At 71.3% G+C, this 14,074-nt stretch carries 12 protein-coding genes; 4 read left to right on the forward strand and 8 right to left on the reverse strand.

Annotation, left to right across the window (positions count from 1 at the left end; translation table 11 throughout):
* Window positions 1-69 precede the first annotated feature (69 nt).
* The 6 genes from AB5J56_RS28600 to AB5J56_RS28625 form a co-directional block, all read right to left on the reverse strand.
* On the reverse strand, window positions 70-924 hold the full coding sequence (locus tag AB5J56_RS28600) for a siderophore-interacting protein (protein ID WP_369236409.1): 855 nt from the start codon (window positions 922-924) through the stop codon (window positions 70-72).
* A 101-nt stretch (window positions 925-1,025) separates the two neighbouring features.
* On the reverse strand, window positions 1,026-2,069 hold the full coding sequence (locus AB5J56_RS28605) for an ABC transporter substrate-binding protein (protein ID WP_369236411.1): 1,044 nt from the start codon (window positions 2,067-2,069) through the stop codon (window positions 1,026-1,028).
* Between the two features lie 148 nt (window positions 2,070-2,217).
* The gene (locus AB5J56_RS28610; protein ID WP_369236413.1) at window positions 2,218-3,378 is read right to left on the reverse strand and encodes an acyl-CoA dehydrogenase family protein; all 1,161 of its coding nucleotides are present in this window, start codon (window positions 3,376-3,378) and stop codon (window positions 2,218-2,220) included.
* A 5-nt stretch (window positions 3,379-3,383) separates the two neighbouring features.
* Complete coding sequence (locus tag AB5J56_RS28615; RefSeq protein ID WP_369236415.1) at window positions 3,384-4,328, reverse strand: hydroxymethylglutaryl-CoA lyase; 945 nt, start codon at window positions 4,326-4,328, stop codon at window positions 3,384-3,386.
* A complete protein-coding gene (locus AB5J56_RS28620) occupies window positions 4,325-6,253 on the reverse strand; it encodes a biotin carboxylase N-terminal domain-containing protein (protein WP_369236417.1) in 1,929 nt (642 codons plus the stop codon). The genes AB5J56_RS28615 and AB5J56_RS28620 overlap by 4 nt, the downstream gene beginning before the upstream one ends.
* 14 nt (window positions 6,254-6,267) lie before the next feature.
* Entirely contained in the window at window positions 6,268-7,884 is a 1,617-nt protein-coding gene (locus AB5J56_RS28625; RefSeq protein ID WP_369236419.1) for a carboxyl transferase domain-containing protein, read from the reverse strand.
* 110 nt (window positions 7,885-7,994) lie between these two features.
* Here AB5J56_RS28625 and AB5J56_RS28630 point away from each other — a divergent pair, with 110 nt between their 5' ends.
* From AB5J56_RS28630 to AB5J56_RS28645, 4 genes are all read left to right on the forward strand, one after another.
* Window positions 7,995-8,588: a TetR/AcrR family transcriptional regulator gene (locus tag AB5J56_RS28630; RefSeq protein ID WP_369236421.1), complete on the forward strand. Its 594-nt coding sequence runs from the start codon at window positions 7,995-7,997 to the stop codon at window positions 8,586-8,588.
* A gap of 96 nt (window positions 8,589-8,684) precedes the next feature.
* A complete protein-coding gene (locus AB5J56_RS28635) occupies window positions 8,685-9,842 on the forward strand; it encodes an acyl-CoA dehydrogenase family protein (protein ID WP_369236423.1) in 1,158 nt (385 codons plus the stop codon).
* Window positions 9,843-9,877: 35 nt separating this feature from the next.
* Window positions 9,878-10,753, forward strand: a complete 876-nt coding sequence (gene tesB, locus AB5J56_RS28640; RefSeq protein WP_369236425.1) for an acyl-CoA thioesterase II — start codon at window positions 9,878-9,880, stop codon at window positions 10,751-10,753.
* A gap of 109 nt (window positions 10,754-10,862) precedes the next feature.
* Window positions 10,863-11,540 (forward strand): maleylpyruvate isomerase N-terminal domain-containing protein, encoded by a 678-nt coding sequence (locus AB5J56_RS28645; protein WP_369236427.1) that lies wholly within the window; start codon window positions 10,863-10,865, stop codon window positions 11,538-11,540.
* 13 nt (window positions 11,541-11,553) lie between these two features.
* Here AB5J56_RS28645 and AB5J56_RS28650 read toward each other — a convergent pair whose 3' ends face one another.
* Both AB5J56_RS28650 and AB5J56_RS28655 read right to left on the reverse strand, forming a co-directional pair.
* Window positions 11,554-12,342, reverse strand: a complete 789-nt coding sequence (locus AB5J56_RS28650; RefSeq protein ID WP_369236429.1) for a phosphatase — start codon at window positions 12,340-12,342, stop codon at window positions 11,554-11,556.
* A gap of 107 nt (window positions 12,343-12,449) precedes the next feature.
* Complete coding sequence (locus tag AB5J56_RS28655; protein ID WP_369236431.1) at window positions 12,450-13,958, reverse strand: PucR family transcriptional regulator ligand-binding domain-containing protein; 1,509 nt, start codon at window positions 13,956-13,958, stop codon at window positions 12,450-12,452.
* Between the last annotated feature and the right edge of the window lie 116 nt (window positions 13,959-14,074).

Raw genomic sequence — 14,074 nt, forward strand, 5'->3', positions numbered from 1 at the left:
GTAAGCCTAACCTAACTTAAAGTCCGTGAAACCTCACCCCTCCCGTGACTGCCGTCACTTCGGACGCGGTCACCCCTCCTCGCGCAGCTGTTCCTCCGTCAGCCCCTGCCGCCAGTAGCCCACGAACGTGACCCGCCTGCGGTCGAACCCGCGCTCGCGCACGAGATGACGGCGCAGCTCCTTCACACGGCCGGACTCGCCCGCGATCCAGGCGTACGGCCTTGACATGGGCGGGAGTCCGGCGGCTCGGATCGTGTCGAGGGCCATGGGGGACCCCTCGCCACGTACGAGCCAGGTGATCTCGGCGTCGGCCGCGGTCACCGGATCCTGGATGTCCCCGGCGTCATGGACCTCGAACCAGGCCCGGACGCGGACGCCCGGCGGCAGGGATTCGAGGATCGCCGAGGCGGCGGGAACGGCGGTCTCGTCGGCCCAGAGGACCACCAGGTCGGTGTCCTCGGGCGGCCGGAATCGGATCGCGCGGTTGTCGGCGATCGCCGGGCCGAGCAGCAGGACGCGGTCACCGGCGGCGGCCCGGGAGGCCCACCGGGAGGCGGGGCCCGCGGGCGCGGCGGCGCCGGGCTCGATGCCGTGCAGCACGAAGTCGATGTCGATCTCGTCCGTACTGCCGTGGGAGTCGCGCCGAAGGGCGCGCAGCGTGTACGAGCGCATCACCGCCCGTACGTCGTCCGGGAGTTCACGCCAGCCCTGCCACCAGCCGTCGCCGAGTTCGATCGGGACCGCGGGCTCGGACTGGCCCGGGTGCGGCAGGAACAGGGACAGGCTCTGGTCGCGCCCGTCGGAGTGGAACTCGCGCAGATCGGGACCCGCGAAGGTGACCCGGACCAGAGACGGGCCTAGCCGCCTCGTCCGCATGACCTGGAGGGAGAAGAAACGGAACGGGGCGGCTACGGCCGTCGTCATGAGTGCTCCTGAGTTTCGTCAGGGGGCGGGGAGCCCGGACGTCGCCCGAGCCGGGGCCCGGCCGGTGTCCGAGCGGGGCCCGGACGACGTCCGAGTACGGGTCAGCTGACCTTCTTCGCGTTCTCGATGGCCTCGGCGAGGTTGTCGAGGAGCGGGGTGCACTTGTCGTAGGAGAGGATCGGCTCGGGGGAGCGCGCGATGACCTGGCCGGCCTTGACGGCGGGCAGCTTCTTCCAGGTCGCCTTGTCGATGTCGGCGGGCTGGATGGTCGAGGAGCGGTCGTCCATCATGATGATGTCGGCCTGGTACTTGTCGACGTTCTCCCAGCTCAGGGACTCGAACCAGCCGCCCGTGGCCTTCTTCGCGGCCTCCGAGGGCTCGACGAAGTTCACACCGAGCGCCTTGAAGTACTCCAGGTCGACCGAGAGGTTCGAGCCGGAGACGTAGAAGAGTTCCGCGCTCGCCGAACCGGCCATCACCTTGATGCCGGGGTGGGCCTTGGCGGCCTTGCGCAGCCGGGCGGCGGCCGCCTCGAACTTCTTCTTCGCCTGGACGACCTTGTCGGCCTTCAGGTCCGCGCCGAGCGACTCGGCCAGCGTGTACATGCGCTCCAGCGGCCCGGTCAGCTGGCGGTCGAAGACGGAGACGGCGACGCTCGGGGCGAGCTTGGCGATCTTGTCCTTGGACGTCTCGGGGACGTACCAGAGGGTGCCCGCGGAGTCGAAGGTGGTGGAGAGAAGGACGTCGGGGGCGAGCGCGGCGTACTTCTCGACGTTGAACTGGTCCCACTGGTTGCCGAGGATCGTCACCTTGCTGATGTCCATGTCGCCGGCCTGGACATCGGCCTTGCCGTCCTTGGTCTTCGTCGGGCCGAAGACGCCCTTGACCGAGACGCCGTAGTCGAAGAGCGCGGCCGCGACGCCGGTGAAGGCGACGATGTTCGCCGGGACCTTGTCCAGCTTCACGGTCTTGCCGCGGTCGTCCTTGAACGTCCAGGGACCGGACTTCGCGGCTGCCGTCGAGCCCGAGCCACCGCTTTTCGCGTCGTCGTCACCGCAGGCGGCGAGCACGGCGCCCAGACCGAGGGCGCCGCCCGCGGCGAGGATGCCGCGACGGGTGAGAGGGGTGACACGGGCGTTGGACATGAGTGTGACTGCTTTCGGCACGGGGCGAAGCGCCCGCCGGACAAGTTCAAAGGTAGGTTAGCCTAACCTCATCTTGTGTCCAGGGGTGGGGAGCTGTCGCCCCGAGCCTGTGAGCAGCCTGTGGTCCCCGCGAACAGCGGGGGCCGGGTCAGCCGGTGAGCCCCAACTCCCGCGCGATCAGCATCCGCTGGACCTCGCTCGTGCCCTCGCCGATCTCCAGGATCTTGGAGTCGCGCCACATGCGGGCCACCGGGTACTCGTTCATGAAGCCGTAGCCGCCATGGACCTGCGTGGCGTCGCGGGCGTTGTCGACGGCGACCGTGGAGGAGTAGAGCTTGGCGATGGCCGCCTCCTTCTTGAAGGGCTCCCCGGCGACCAGCCGGGACGCGGCGTCGCGCCAGCCGACGCGGGCCATGTGCGCCTTCATCTCCATGTCCGCGATCTTGAACTGGATCGCCTGGTACGCGCCGATGTTCCGCCCGAACGCGTGGCGCTCCTTGGCGTACTTCACCGACTCGTCCACACAGCCCTGCGCCAGGCCGGTCGCCAGCGCCGAGATCGCGATGCGGCCCTCGTCGAGGATCCGCAGGAACTGCGCGTAGCCGCGGCCCTCCGCGCCGAGCAGGTTCTGGGCCGGGACGCGGACGTCGACGAAGGACAGCTCACGGGTGTCCGACGCGTTCCAGCCGACCTTCGAGTACGGCGCCGCGACCGTGAAGCCCGGGGTGCCGGACGGCACGATGATCGAGGAGATGAGCGGCTTGCCGTCGGGCTTCCGCCCGGTGACCGCCGTGACCGTCACCAGGCCCGTGATGTCCGTGCCCGAGTTGGTGATGAAGCACTTGGTGCCGTTGATCACCCACTCGTCGGTGTCCGCGTCGAGCCGGGCGGTCGTGCGGGTGGCGCCCGCGTCGGAGCCGCCGTCGGGTTCGGTCAGGCCGAACGCGCCCAGGATCTCGCCGGAGCACAGCCGGGGCAGCCACTCGGCCTTCTGCGCGTCGGTGCCGAAGAGGTGGATCGGCATCGCACCGAGCGAGACGCCCGCCTCCAGGGTGATGGCCACGGACGAGTCGACGCGGGCGAGCTCCTCCAGGGCGATACCGAGGGCGAGATAGTCGCCGCCCATGCCGCCGTACTCCTCCGGGAAGGGCAGCCCGAACAGCCCCATGCGGCCCATCTCCCGCACGATCTCGTACGGGAACTCGTGCCGCTCGTAGAGGTCGCCGATCTTCGGGGCCACGACGTCGTGCGCGAACTCCTCGACAGTGCGCCGGAGTTCTTCGAGCTCGGGTGAGAGCTTGTGGTCCATGGGTGTCACTGCTCCTGGTGGGAGAGGGCTTTGACGGTGCGGGACGGGCTGGGTCGGCCCAGTTGTCCGGCCATCCACACGCTGGTGGCGGTGAGACGGCCGAGGTCGACCCCGGTGTCGATGCCGAGGCCGTGCAGCATCCATACGAGGTCTTCGGTGGCGAGGTTGCCGGTGGCGGACTTGGCGTAGGGGCAGCCGCCGAGGCCGCCCGCGGAGGCGTCGACGGTCGTGACGCCGTGCTGGAGCGCGGCGAGGGTGTTGGCGAGCGCCTGGCCGTAGGTGTCGTGGAAGTGCACGCCCAGCGTGCTCGTGGCAACGCCCTGCTCGTTCAGGGCGGACAGCAGTGCGAGCACATGCCCCGGGGTGGCGACGCCGATGGTGTCGCCGAGGCTCAGCTCGTCGCAGCCCATGTCCCGCAGGGCCTTGCAGACGTGCACGACCTGCGCGACGGGGACCGCGCCCTCCCAGGGGTCGCCGAAACACATCGAGAGGTAGCCGCGAACGTGCACGTTCCGGGATTTCGCGCGGGCCACCACCGGCTCGAACATGGCGAGCGCCTCGTCGACCGTCCGGTTCAGGTTGGCCTTCGCGAAGGACTCCGTGGCGCTGGCGAACACGGCGACCCGGCGGGCACCGAGCGCCAGGGCCCGGTCCAGGCCGCGCTCGTTCGGTACGAGCACCGGCAGCTGCACGCCCGGCACGTCGCTGACGAGCGGGAACAGCTGCTCGGCGTCGGCGAGTTGGGGCACCCACTTGGGATGCACGAAGCTGGTGGCCTCGATCGTGGTCAGCCCCGCGTCGGCGAGCCGGCGCACGAACTCCGCCTTGACCTCCGTCGGGACGGTCGCCTTCTCGTTCTGCAGCCCGTCGCGCGCGCCGACCTCATGGATCCGCACACGCGCGGGCAGACCCTCGTCGGGTACGACCATGGGGAGTCCCTGGACGGTCATTCCGACTCCTCGTGAGGTGTGATCACGGCCAGCACCTGGTCCATGGCGACCGTCGTGCCCGGCGTGACATCCAGCTCGCTGACGGTCCCGGCGTGCGGCGCGGAGATGACGTGCTCCATCTTCATCGCCTCCACCACCAACAGGCTCTGCCCGGCGGTCACTTCGTCACCGACGGCGACCTTCACCACGGTCACCGTGCCGGGCATGGGAGCGGTGAGGGAGTCGGCGCCGCTCACCCCGGCTCCGGTCAGCGAGGCGGCCACCGGGTCGTGGTCGCGCACGTGCCAGGCGTCGCCGTCGCGGCCCAGCCAGTCGCCGGCGCGGTGGAAGGTGTGCCGGACGCCGTCCAGGGTCACGGCGACCCGGTCCTCGGTGACGGTGTGGGCGCCGCGCGGGACGTACTCCACGGGGTCGAGCACCCTCAAGTGGAAGCCCACCGGCCGGTGCCGGCCGCCGAGCCGCCAGCCGCTGGGCACCGAGAAGGGGTCGGTCCAGCCCTCGGCGGTGGGCTTGAGGTCTTCGAGTCGGGCGGCCGCGGCCGCTTCGTAGACCTCCTCCGGCACGTCCGCCGGGACCAGCTCGTCCACCACCCGCTCGACCAGCCCGGTGTCCAGGTCCCCCGCCACGACGGCAGGATGGGCAAGGAGCCGCCGCAGGAACCCCGCGTTGGTCGGCACGCCCAACGTGACCGTCTCCGCGAGGGCCGCCCGGAGCTTGCGCAACGCGGTCGCGCGGTCGGGGCCGTACGCGATGACCTTGGAGAGCATCGGGTCGTAGAGCGAACCGACCTCCGTGCCCTCGCTCAGGCCCGAGTCGGTGCGCACGCCCTCTCCCTGCGGCTCGCGCAGGGAGAGCACCGTGCCGCCGGACGGCAGGAACCCGCGCGAGGGGTCCTCGGCGCAGATGCGTGCCTCGACCGCGTGCCCGGTGAGGGTGATGTCCTTCTGGGCGTACGGCAGTTGCTCACCGGCCGCGACCCGCAGCTGCCACTCGACCAGGTCCAGGCCGGTGATCAGCTCGGTCACCGGGTGCTCGACCTGGAGGCGGGTGTTCATCTCCATGAAGAAGTACGACGACGGGTCGCCGCCGGGGACGATGAACTCGACCGTGCCCGCACCCTCGTAGCCACAGGAGCGGGCCGCCCAGGCCGCCGCCTCGCCCATCGAGGCGCGGGTGGCGTCGTCGAGGAGGACGCTGGGCGCCTCCTCGATGATCTTCTGGTGGCGGCGCTGGAGTGAGCACTCGCGCTCGCCCAGGTGGATCACGTTGCCGTGGCCGTCCGCCAGGACCTGGATCTCGATGTGCCGGGGGCGGTCGACCCAGCGCTCCACGAGGAGCGTGTCGTCGCCGAAGGAGGCGCGGGCCTCGCGGCGGGCGGCGGCGATCTCCTCGCCGAGCAGCGCCGCGTCGCGCACCAGCCGCATGCCCTTGCCGCCGCCGCCCGCGCTGGGCTTGAGCAGCACGGGCATGCCGATCTCCCGTGCGGCGTCGGCGAGTTGGGCATCCGTCAGGCCGCTGCCGCTGGACCCCGGAACCACCGGAACCCCGGCCGCTTTCACCGTCTCCTTGGCGCGGATCTTGTCGCCCATGAGCGAGATCGCGTCGGCGGGCGGCCCGATGAAGACGAGCCCCGCGTCGGCGCAGGCCCGCGCGAACGAGGCGTTCTCCGCGAGGAATCCATAGCCCGGGTGAACGGCCTGAGCGCCCGTCCGCGCGGCGGCCTCAAGGAGCCGCTCCACCGACAGATAGCTCTCCGCCGCCGGCGCCGGACCGATCCGTACCGCCGTGTCGGCCTCCCGCACATGCCGGGCGTCCGCGTCGGCGTCGGAGAAGACGGCCACCGAACGCACGCCGAGCGAGCGCAGCGTACGGATCACGCGGACGGCGATCTCGCCCCGGTTGGCCACAAGTACCGTGTCGAACATCGTCAGGGGTCCCCTCACATCCGGAAGACGCCGAACTGGGGGTCACCCAGTGGGGCGTTGGCGCACGCGGTCAAGGCCAGTCCCAGCACCTGCCGGGTCTCCAGCGGGTCGATCACACCGTCGTCCCACAGGCGGGCCGTCGCGTAATAGGCGTTCCCCTGGCGGTCGTACTGTTCGCGGATCGGGGCCTTGAAGGCCTCTTCTTCCTCCGCCGGCCAGGACTCGCCGCGCCCCTCCAGCTGGTCGCGCTTGACGGTCGCGAGGACGGATGAGGCCTGCTCGCCGCCCATCACGGAGATCTTGGCGCCCGGCCACATCCACAGGAAGCGCGGCGAGTACGCCCGGCCGCACATCGAGTAGTTGCCCGCTCCGTACGACCCGCCGATCACCACCGTCAGCTTCGGCACGCGCGTGCAGGCGACGGCCGTGACCATCTTGGCGCCGTGCTTGGCGATGCCCCCGGCCTCGTACTGCCGGCCCACCATGAACCCCGAGATGTTCTGCAGGAACACCAGCGGGATGCCACGCTGGTCGCACAGCTCGATGAAGTGGGCGCCCTTCTGGGCGGACTCGGAGAACAGGATGCCGTTGTTGGCGACGATCCCGACCGGGTGGCCGTGGATCCGGGCGAAGCCGGTGACCAGCGTCTGCCCGAACTCCGCCTTGAACTCGGCGAAACGGGAACCGTCCACCACACGCGCGATGACCTCGCGTACGTCATAGGGGGTGCGCGAGTCGACCGGCACCGCTCCGTAGATCCCGGCGGGATCCGCCTTCGGCTCGACGGCGCTCTGGACGGACCAGGGCAGCGGCCCGCGCGCGGGAAGCGTGGCGGCGATGTTCCGCACGATCCGCAGCGCGTGCGCGTCGTCCTCCGCGAGGTGGTCGGTGACGCCGGAGACCCGGGAGTGCACCTCGCCGCCGCCCAGCTCCTCAGCGGTGACGACCTCGCCGGTGGCGGCCTTCACCAGGGGCGGGCCGCCGAGGAAGATCGTGCCCTGGTTGCGCACGATCACCGCCTCGTCGCTCATGGCCGGGACATACGCCCCACCGGCCGTGCAGGAGCCGAGAACCGCCGCGATCTGCGGGATCCCGGCGCCCGACATGCGCGCCTGGTTGTAGAAGATCCGCCCGAAGTGCTCGCGGTCGGGGAAGACCTCGTCCTGCATCGGCAGGAAGGCCCCTCCGGAGTCGACGAGATAGATACAGGGGAGGCGGTTCTCGAGCGCCACCTCCTGGGCCCGCAGATGCTTCTTCACGGTCATGGGGTAGTACGTGCCGCCCTTGACCGTGGCGTCATTGGCGACGATCACGCACTCGCGGCCGCTCACCCGCCCGATCCCGGCGATGACTCCGGCGGCCGGTGCCTGCCCGTCGTACATCCCGTCGGCCGCGAGCGGCGCCAGTTCGAGGAAGGGCGAGCCCGGGTCCAGAAGGGCGTCCACGCGGTCGCGCGGCAGCAGCTTCCCGCGCGCGGTGTGCCGGGCGCGCGCCCGTTCCCCGCCGCCGAGCCGGGCCGCCGACAACTTCTCGCGCAGCTCCTCGCCCAGCGCGCGGTGCGCCGCCTCGTTGGCCCGCCAGGCCTCCGACGCGGGATCGGCCGCGCTGTGGAGTTCCGGTGCCTCGTGCATCCTGCGGTCCCCTCACCCAGTGGTCCACCAGTGAATGAATCCGGTTAATGAGCGTTAACGCGTTTCCTTCAGGTTAACGAGCGCTAACCTCCCTGTCTAGAATTGCTTCCATGGCCACGAGAACCGACGCGCCCACCCGTCGCGAGCAGATCCTCAAGGAAGCCGCCCGTCTCTTCGCCGAGCGCGGCTTCCACGGTGTAGGAGTGGACGAGATAGGGGCGGCCGTCGGCATCAGCGGCCCCGGTCTCTACCGGCACTTCCCCGGCAAGGACGCGATGCTCGCCGAGCTGCTGGTGGGCATCAGCGGCCAGCTGCTGACCGGCGCGAAGCTGCGCCTTCAGGAGGCCGACGGGGCTGCCCCCGGGGAGGTCCTCGACTCGCTCATCGAGGGGCACATCGACTTCGCGCTCGACGACCGCCCCCTGATCACCCTGCACGACCGCGAGCTGGACCGCCTGCGCGACAGTGACCGCAAGCTCGTGCGGCAGTTGCAGCGGCAGTACGTGGAGCTGTGGGTGGAGGTCGTCCGGGAGGCCTATCCGGGCCTGGCCGAGCCCACGGCCCGCTCGGCGGTGCACTCGGTCTTCGGTCTGCTGAACTCCACGCCGCACCTGGGGCGGCCCGGCTCCCTGCCCGGACGTGCGGGTACGGCGGAGCTGCTGCACCGTATGGCTCGTGGGGCCTTCGAGGCCGCGGGAGCGTGACGAGGGTCTCGGGGTGGTTGCTCTGGACGACCGTTGCGACTGGCCGGTAACCTTTGTCTGAGCAAGCGCTTAGAAATGACCCAGGTGGAGGTAACGGTGCGCCGTACGGTGTTCAACGAGGATCACGAGGCGTTCCGGGAGACCCTGCGCGCCTTCATCGAGGCCGAGGTCGTCCCGGTCTACGACGAGTGGTTCGCAGCCGGCCAGGCGCCGCGCGACTTCTACTTCAAGCTCGCCGAGCTGGGTGTCTTCGGCATCCGCGTCGACGAGGAGTTCGGCGGCGCCGGCATCGACTCGTACAAGTTCGAGGCCGTCATGTACGAGGAGACGGCCCGCGCGGGCGTCCAGTTCGGCGGCTCCGGCGTGCACGTGCTGCTCGGCCTGCCGTACATCAAGATGCTCGCCACCGACGAGCAGAAGAAGCGCTTCCTGCCGAAGTTCGTCTCCGGCGAGGAGATGTGGGCCCTCGCGATGACCGAGCCGGGCACCGGGTCCGACCTCGCGGGCATGAAGACCACCGCCAAGCTCTCCGAGGACGGCACGCACTACGTCCTCAACGGCGCCAAGACCTTCATCACCGGTGGTGTGCACGCCGACAAGGTCATCGTCTGCGCCCGCACCGCCGCCCCGACCGCCGAGGACCGCCGCCACGGCATCTCCCTGTTCGCCGTGGACACCAAGTCCGAGGGCTACTCCATCGGCCGCAAGCTCGACAAGCTCGGCCTGAAGACCTCCGACACCGCCGAGCTGGCGTTCGTCGACGTGAAGGTCCCCGTCGAGGACCTCCTCGGCGAGGAGAACAAGGGCTTCTACTACCTCGGCCACAACCTCGCCTCCGAGCGCTGGGGCATCGCGTTCGGCGCCTACGCGCAGGCCAAGGCCGCCGTCCGGTTCGCCAAGGAGTACGTCCAGGAGCGCACCGTCTTCGGCAAGCCCGTCGCCTCCTTCCAGAACACCAAGTTCGAGCTGGCCGCCTGCCAGGCCGAGGTCGACGCGGCCGAGGCCGTCGCCGACCGCGCGCTCGAAGCCCTCGACGCGGGCGAGCTGACCCCCGCCGAGGCCGCCAGCGCCAAGCTGTTCTGCACCGAGGTCGCGCACCGCGTCATCGACCGGTGCCTCCAGCTGCACGGCGGCTACGGCTTCATGAACGAGTACCCGATCGCCCGCCTGTACGCGGACAACCGCGTCAACCGCATCTACGGTGGCACCAGCGAGATCATGAAGACGATCATCGCGAAGGACATGGGCCTTTAAGCTCCCCGAAAAAAGTCCAAGGTACAACTGACCTCATGAGTGAGGCACTTGAGTCCCTGCTCGATCTGCTCAACCTTGAGCGGATCGAGCAGGACATCTTCCGCGGCCGGTCCCAGTCCGCCATCATCCCCCGGGTGTTCGGCGGCCAGGTCGCGGCCCAGGCGCTGGTCGCCGCCGGGCGAACGGTCCCCGAGGACCGGCTCGCGCACTCCCTGCACGCGTACTTCCTGCGCACCGGGGACCCGGGCGCGCCCATCGTCTACTCGGTGGACCGCATCCGCGACGGGCGCTCCTTCACCACGCGCCGTGTCGTCGCCGTCCAGCACGGGCAGCCCATCTTCCACCTCTCCGCGTCCTTCCAGACGTACGAGGAGGGCCTGGAGCACCAGGCGGACATGCCGCCCGCGCCCGACCCCGAGACGCTGCCGACCGCGGCCGAGCTGCTGCCGCGCTACGCCCACCTCTTCACCGACCCGGGCGTCGCGGAGCGGCTCCTCGCGGCGCGCGAGGCCGTCGACGTGCGCTACGTCGACGCGCCGCCGTACGGCAGTGTCGGCGAGCCCCGCGAACCCCACTCCCAGGTGTGGTTCCGCACCAACGGCAAGCTCGCCGACGACCCCCTGCTGCACGTCTGCCTCGCCACGTACGTCTCCGACATGACCCTCCTCGACTCCGTGCTCCTCGCGCACGGCCGCGGCGGCTGGGTCACCGGCGACGTCGTCGGCGCCTCGCTCGACCACGCCATGTGGTTCCACCGGCCGTTCCGGGCCGACGAGTGGCTGCTGTACGACCAGGACTCGCCGTCCGCGTCCGGCGGGCGCGGCCTCGGGCAGGCCCGCATCTACACACAGGACGGGCGGCTGGCCATTTCGGTCATCCAGGAAGGCGTGGTCCGCGTTCCTCGGCCGTGAATGCCGGTCGAGGCGGTCGCTGGTCCAGTGGTGTGGGATTGGACCTGGGCGGGCGGGGGTGCGGCCCGGCAGGATCGGCCGTCTCGCATGACGGACCCGAGGGGGCGGTATGAGCCGTACGGAAGAGTCGTGGAACTGGCGCGGGGGACGGATCCGGGAGGCCTTCGCGGAGGCGGCCCGGGCCGTGGCCGAGCTGCTCGCGGAGCCCGCCGTCGCGGCGGCGTGGGAGAAGCCCAGCGCGCTGCGGGACTTCAGCGTCGGGGGCCTCGCCGGGCACACCGCCTGGCAGGCGCTTGCCGTTCCGCAGCTGCTCGCGGAGCCGGAGCCCGCGGAGCCGGTGGTGTCGCTGCGGGAGTACTACCTGCAGCGGGTGACCTGGCTGGACGCCGGGGTCGACGGCGCCGTCAACGTGCGGATCCGGACGGGGGGTGAGGCCGAGGCGGCGGACGGGCACGAGGCGCTCCTCGGGCGCGTGCGGGAGGCCGCCGGGTGGCTGCGCGCCGAGCTGGCGGAGGTGCCCGCCGGGCGGCCGATCAGGGTGCCCTCCTGGGGCGACTGGTCGCTGGACCTCGACGACTTCCTGCTCACCCGGCTGCTCGAACTCGTCGTCCACGCCGACGACTTGGCCCACAGCGTGGGCCTGCCGACCCCGGAATTCCCCGAGCACGTGACCGCCCCGGTCGTCGAGCTGCTCAGCCGCCTCGCGGTCCGGCGCCACGGGACGGTGGACGTGATCCGGGGACTCGCCCGCACCGAGCGCGCCCCCGCATCGATCGCCGGTCTATAGACATCATCGATCTCTAGACCAGGCCCGCGGCGTCGAGCAGGTAAGCCGTCATCGGGTCGTAGTAGCGGGGGCTCTTGACGTGGTCGTCGAGGGGAACCGTCACCTGTACGGTGCCCTCGGCCTCGGCGAGGAACAGGGCCGGGTCGTTGGAGTCGGCGTAGCCCATGGAGTCGACGCCGAGCTGGCCCGCGCAGCCCGCCCAGCCGTGGTCGGCGACGACCAGGTCGGGCAGCGGGCGGCCCTCGCGGTCCAGGCCGGTGAGGATCTGCCGCATCGGCTCACCGGAGTGCGTGTGCCACAGTGTGGCGCCGTGCTCCAGGACCGCCACGTCCGCGAACTGGAAGACGTACCCCTCATCGGTCTGCAGGCCGTCCGGGATCACGACGATCTCGCAGCCCGCCGCGCGCAGGGCGTCGGCGGTGGTGCGGTGCACGTCCAGGAGGCCGCCCGGGTGACCGGTGGCGAACAGCACCCGCTGCTTCCCGGCGACCGCCTTGCGCAGCCGGGCCGACATCCGCTCAAGGGCGTCGACCGTCAGATCGGGGTCGATGGTGTCCTGCCCGTAGCGGTACTCCGGGTCGTCGTTCACACCGCAGCGCTCCGCCATCACCGCGAGGACGTCCTGCTCGTCGCTCCAGCGGTCACCGAGTTCCAGGCCGAGCCAGTAGTTGCGGTCGCCGTTCGCGAGCTTGCGGTAATGGGAGAGGTTGTTCTCGCGAGGTGTGGCCACGTCGCCCGCGATACGCGTATGTACGAGGTGGTCGACGAGCGCGTCGCGGCTGGGAATCCCGGATATCGGCATGGTTCCCATTGTGCCGGTGCGATGCGCCGCGGGCCGCGCCGTTCCGAAGCCTGGGACGTGGGTCACGTGGCCTCGGGGGGCTGTTCTCCGCGCCGCTCAGCGGCCTCTCAGGCTGCTTCACCCACCCGCAACGCGAACCACAACTCCATCCGCACATCCGCGTCATCGAGGTCCGCCCCCAACAACACCGCGCATCGCGCGATCCGCTGCCGCACCGTATTGCGGTGCACGGACAGCGCCACCGCCGTGCGGTCCCAACTGCCGTGCAGGGAGAGCCAGGTGCGAAGGGTCTCGGGGAGGGCCGGGGCCGCGGCGATGGGGGCGAGGAGCGCCCTGGCATGTGCCTCGGCCTCGGCCGGCGGGACGAGGTCGGCGAGAGCGGGGCGTTCGCCGTGCCGGACCAGGGCGGTACGGGTGGCGCGGGCGCGGGCCAGCGCGCGGGCCGCCTGGGTGTCGGCGGTGGCCCACCCGCCCGGGGCCGCGGCCGGGCTCACCCCGAGCGTCCAGCCCGGCTGCGCGGCCGGTTCCCGCTCGGCGGGCACGAGGACCCGTACGACATCGCCGCCCGCGTCGACGAGCGCCGAGCCCAGCGCCGCACCCAGCGCGGACGCGGCCACGGCGTCCGGCGCGGACCTGCCCCCTTCGCCGGCCGGCCGCGCATGCACCACGATCCACCGCTTCCCGCCCAGCAGCGGAGCCACGTCCTCGGGCCCGGCCCCCAGCAGCAGCCGTACGAGGGCCGACGAACGCGCCGCCCCCGTCCCGCTCTGCTGCTCCCCGGTGAGCAGGGAGAGCAGTACCGCGGCGACGGAGGCGATGGTGTGGTCGCCGGGGTCCCGGCGCGGGGCGGCGACCCCGAGCACGAAGCCCTGCCCGGTACCGAGGGCGTAGGCGGCGAGGTGGGTGGAGCGGACGGTGTCGCTGGCGGAGGCCGGGCTCGTTCCCGGGCCGGTGCCTGGTCGCACCACCCCTGCCAGCGCGCCCAGCGCCTCCCCGGCCTCCGTCTCCGGCGCCCTCCCCGCCGTAGCCAGTTCAGCCCCGTCCGGTCCGTACAGCACCGTCCATCCGGCCACTCGCCGGGCGAGCTGGCGCAGCACCGACGGCACCGGGTCGGGGCGGGCCGCCGCCGCGGCCAGGCTCTGCTGGGCCTCCGTCACCCGGCGCAGCTCCGCCAGCCGGGCCTGGGCCATGAGCTGCCAGACGGCGCGGGCGATGCCGGAGAAGGTGGTCTGGGGCGGGACCTCCAGCAGGGGGAGGCCGTAGGTGTCGCAGGCCGCCACCAGCGCGCGCGGGACCGTGTCGTGGACCGGGACCAGGCCGAAGCCGAGGGCCGCGCCGCCCGCCTCGACGATCCGGGAGACGTAGTCGTCGAAGTACGTGCCCGAACCGGCGGCCTCCGGGATGTGGACCCCCGCGGTCAGCAGCAGCTCGCCGCCGAGCAGATACGGGTACGGGTCCGCCATCTCCGACGTGTGCGCCCAGTGGATCACCGCGTCCGGGTCGGCCGGGCCCGCGATCTGCCGCAGGCCCAGGTCCTCGCGGGCCAGGAGGGCTTCGAGGGGGACGGGGGGCGTGGGAGGAACGGGTGAAGTAGCGGGAACGACCGTGTCCGGCATGATGGACGGTTCCTCCATCCGGCGTGGCTTCAGTAGATGAAACGTACACTTCTGCGTCGCCTTCCGGCCACCTAGGGTCGGTGCCACCGGCGGGAGCGGGTACGGGCGGATGTCCC

It is taken from the genome of Streptomyces sp. R21 (assembly GCF_041051975.1).
In the GTDB taxonomy this organism is placed as follows: Bacteria; Actinomycetota; Actinomycetes; order Streptomycetales; family Streptomycetaceae; genus Streptomyces.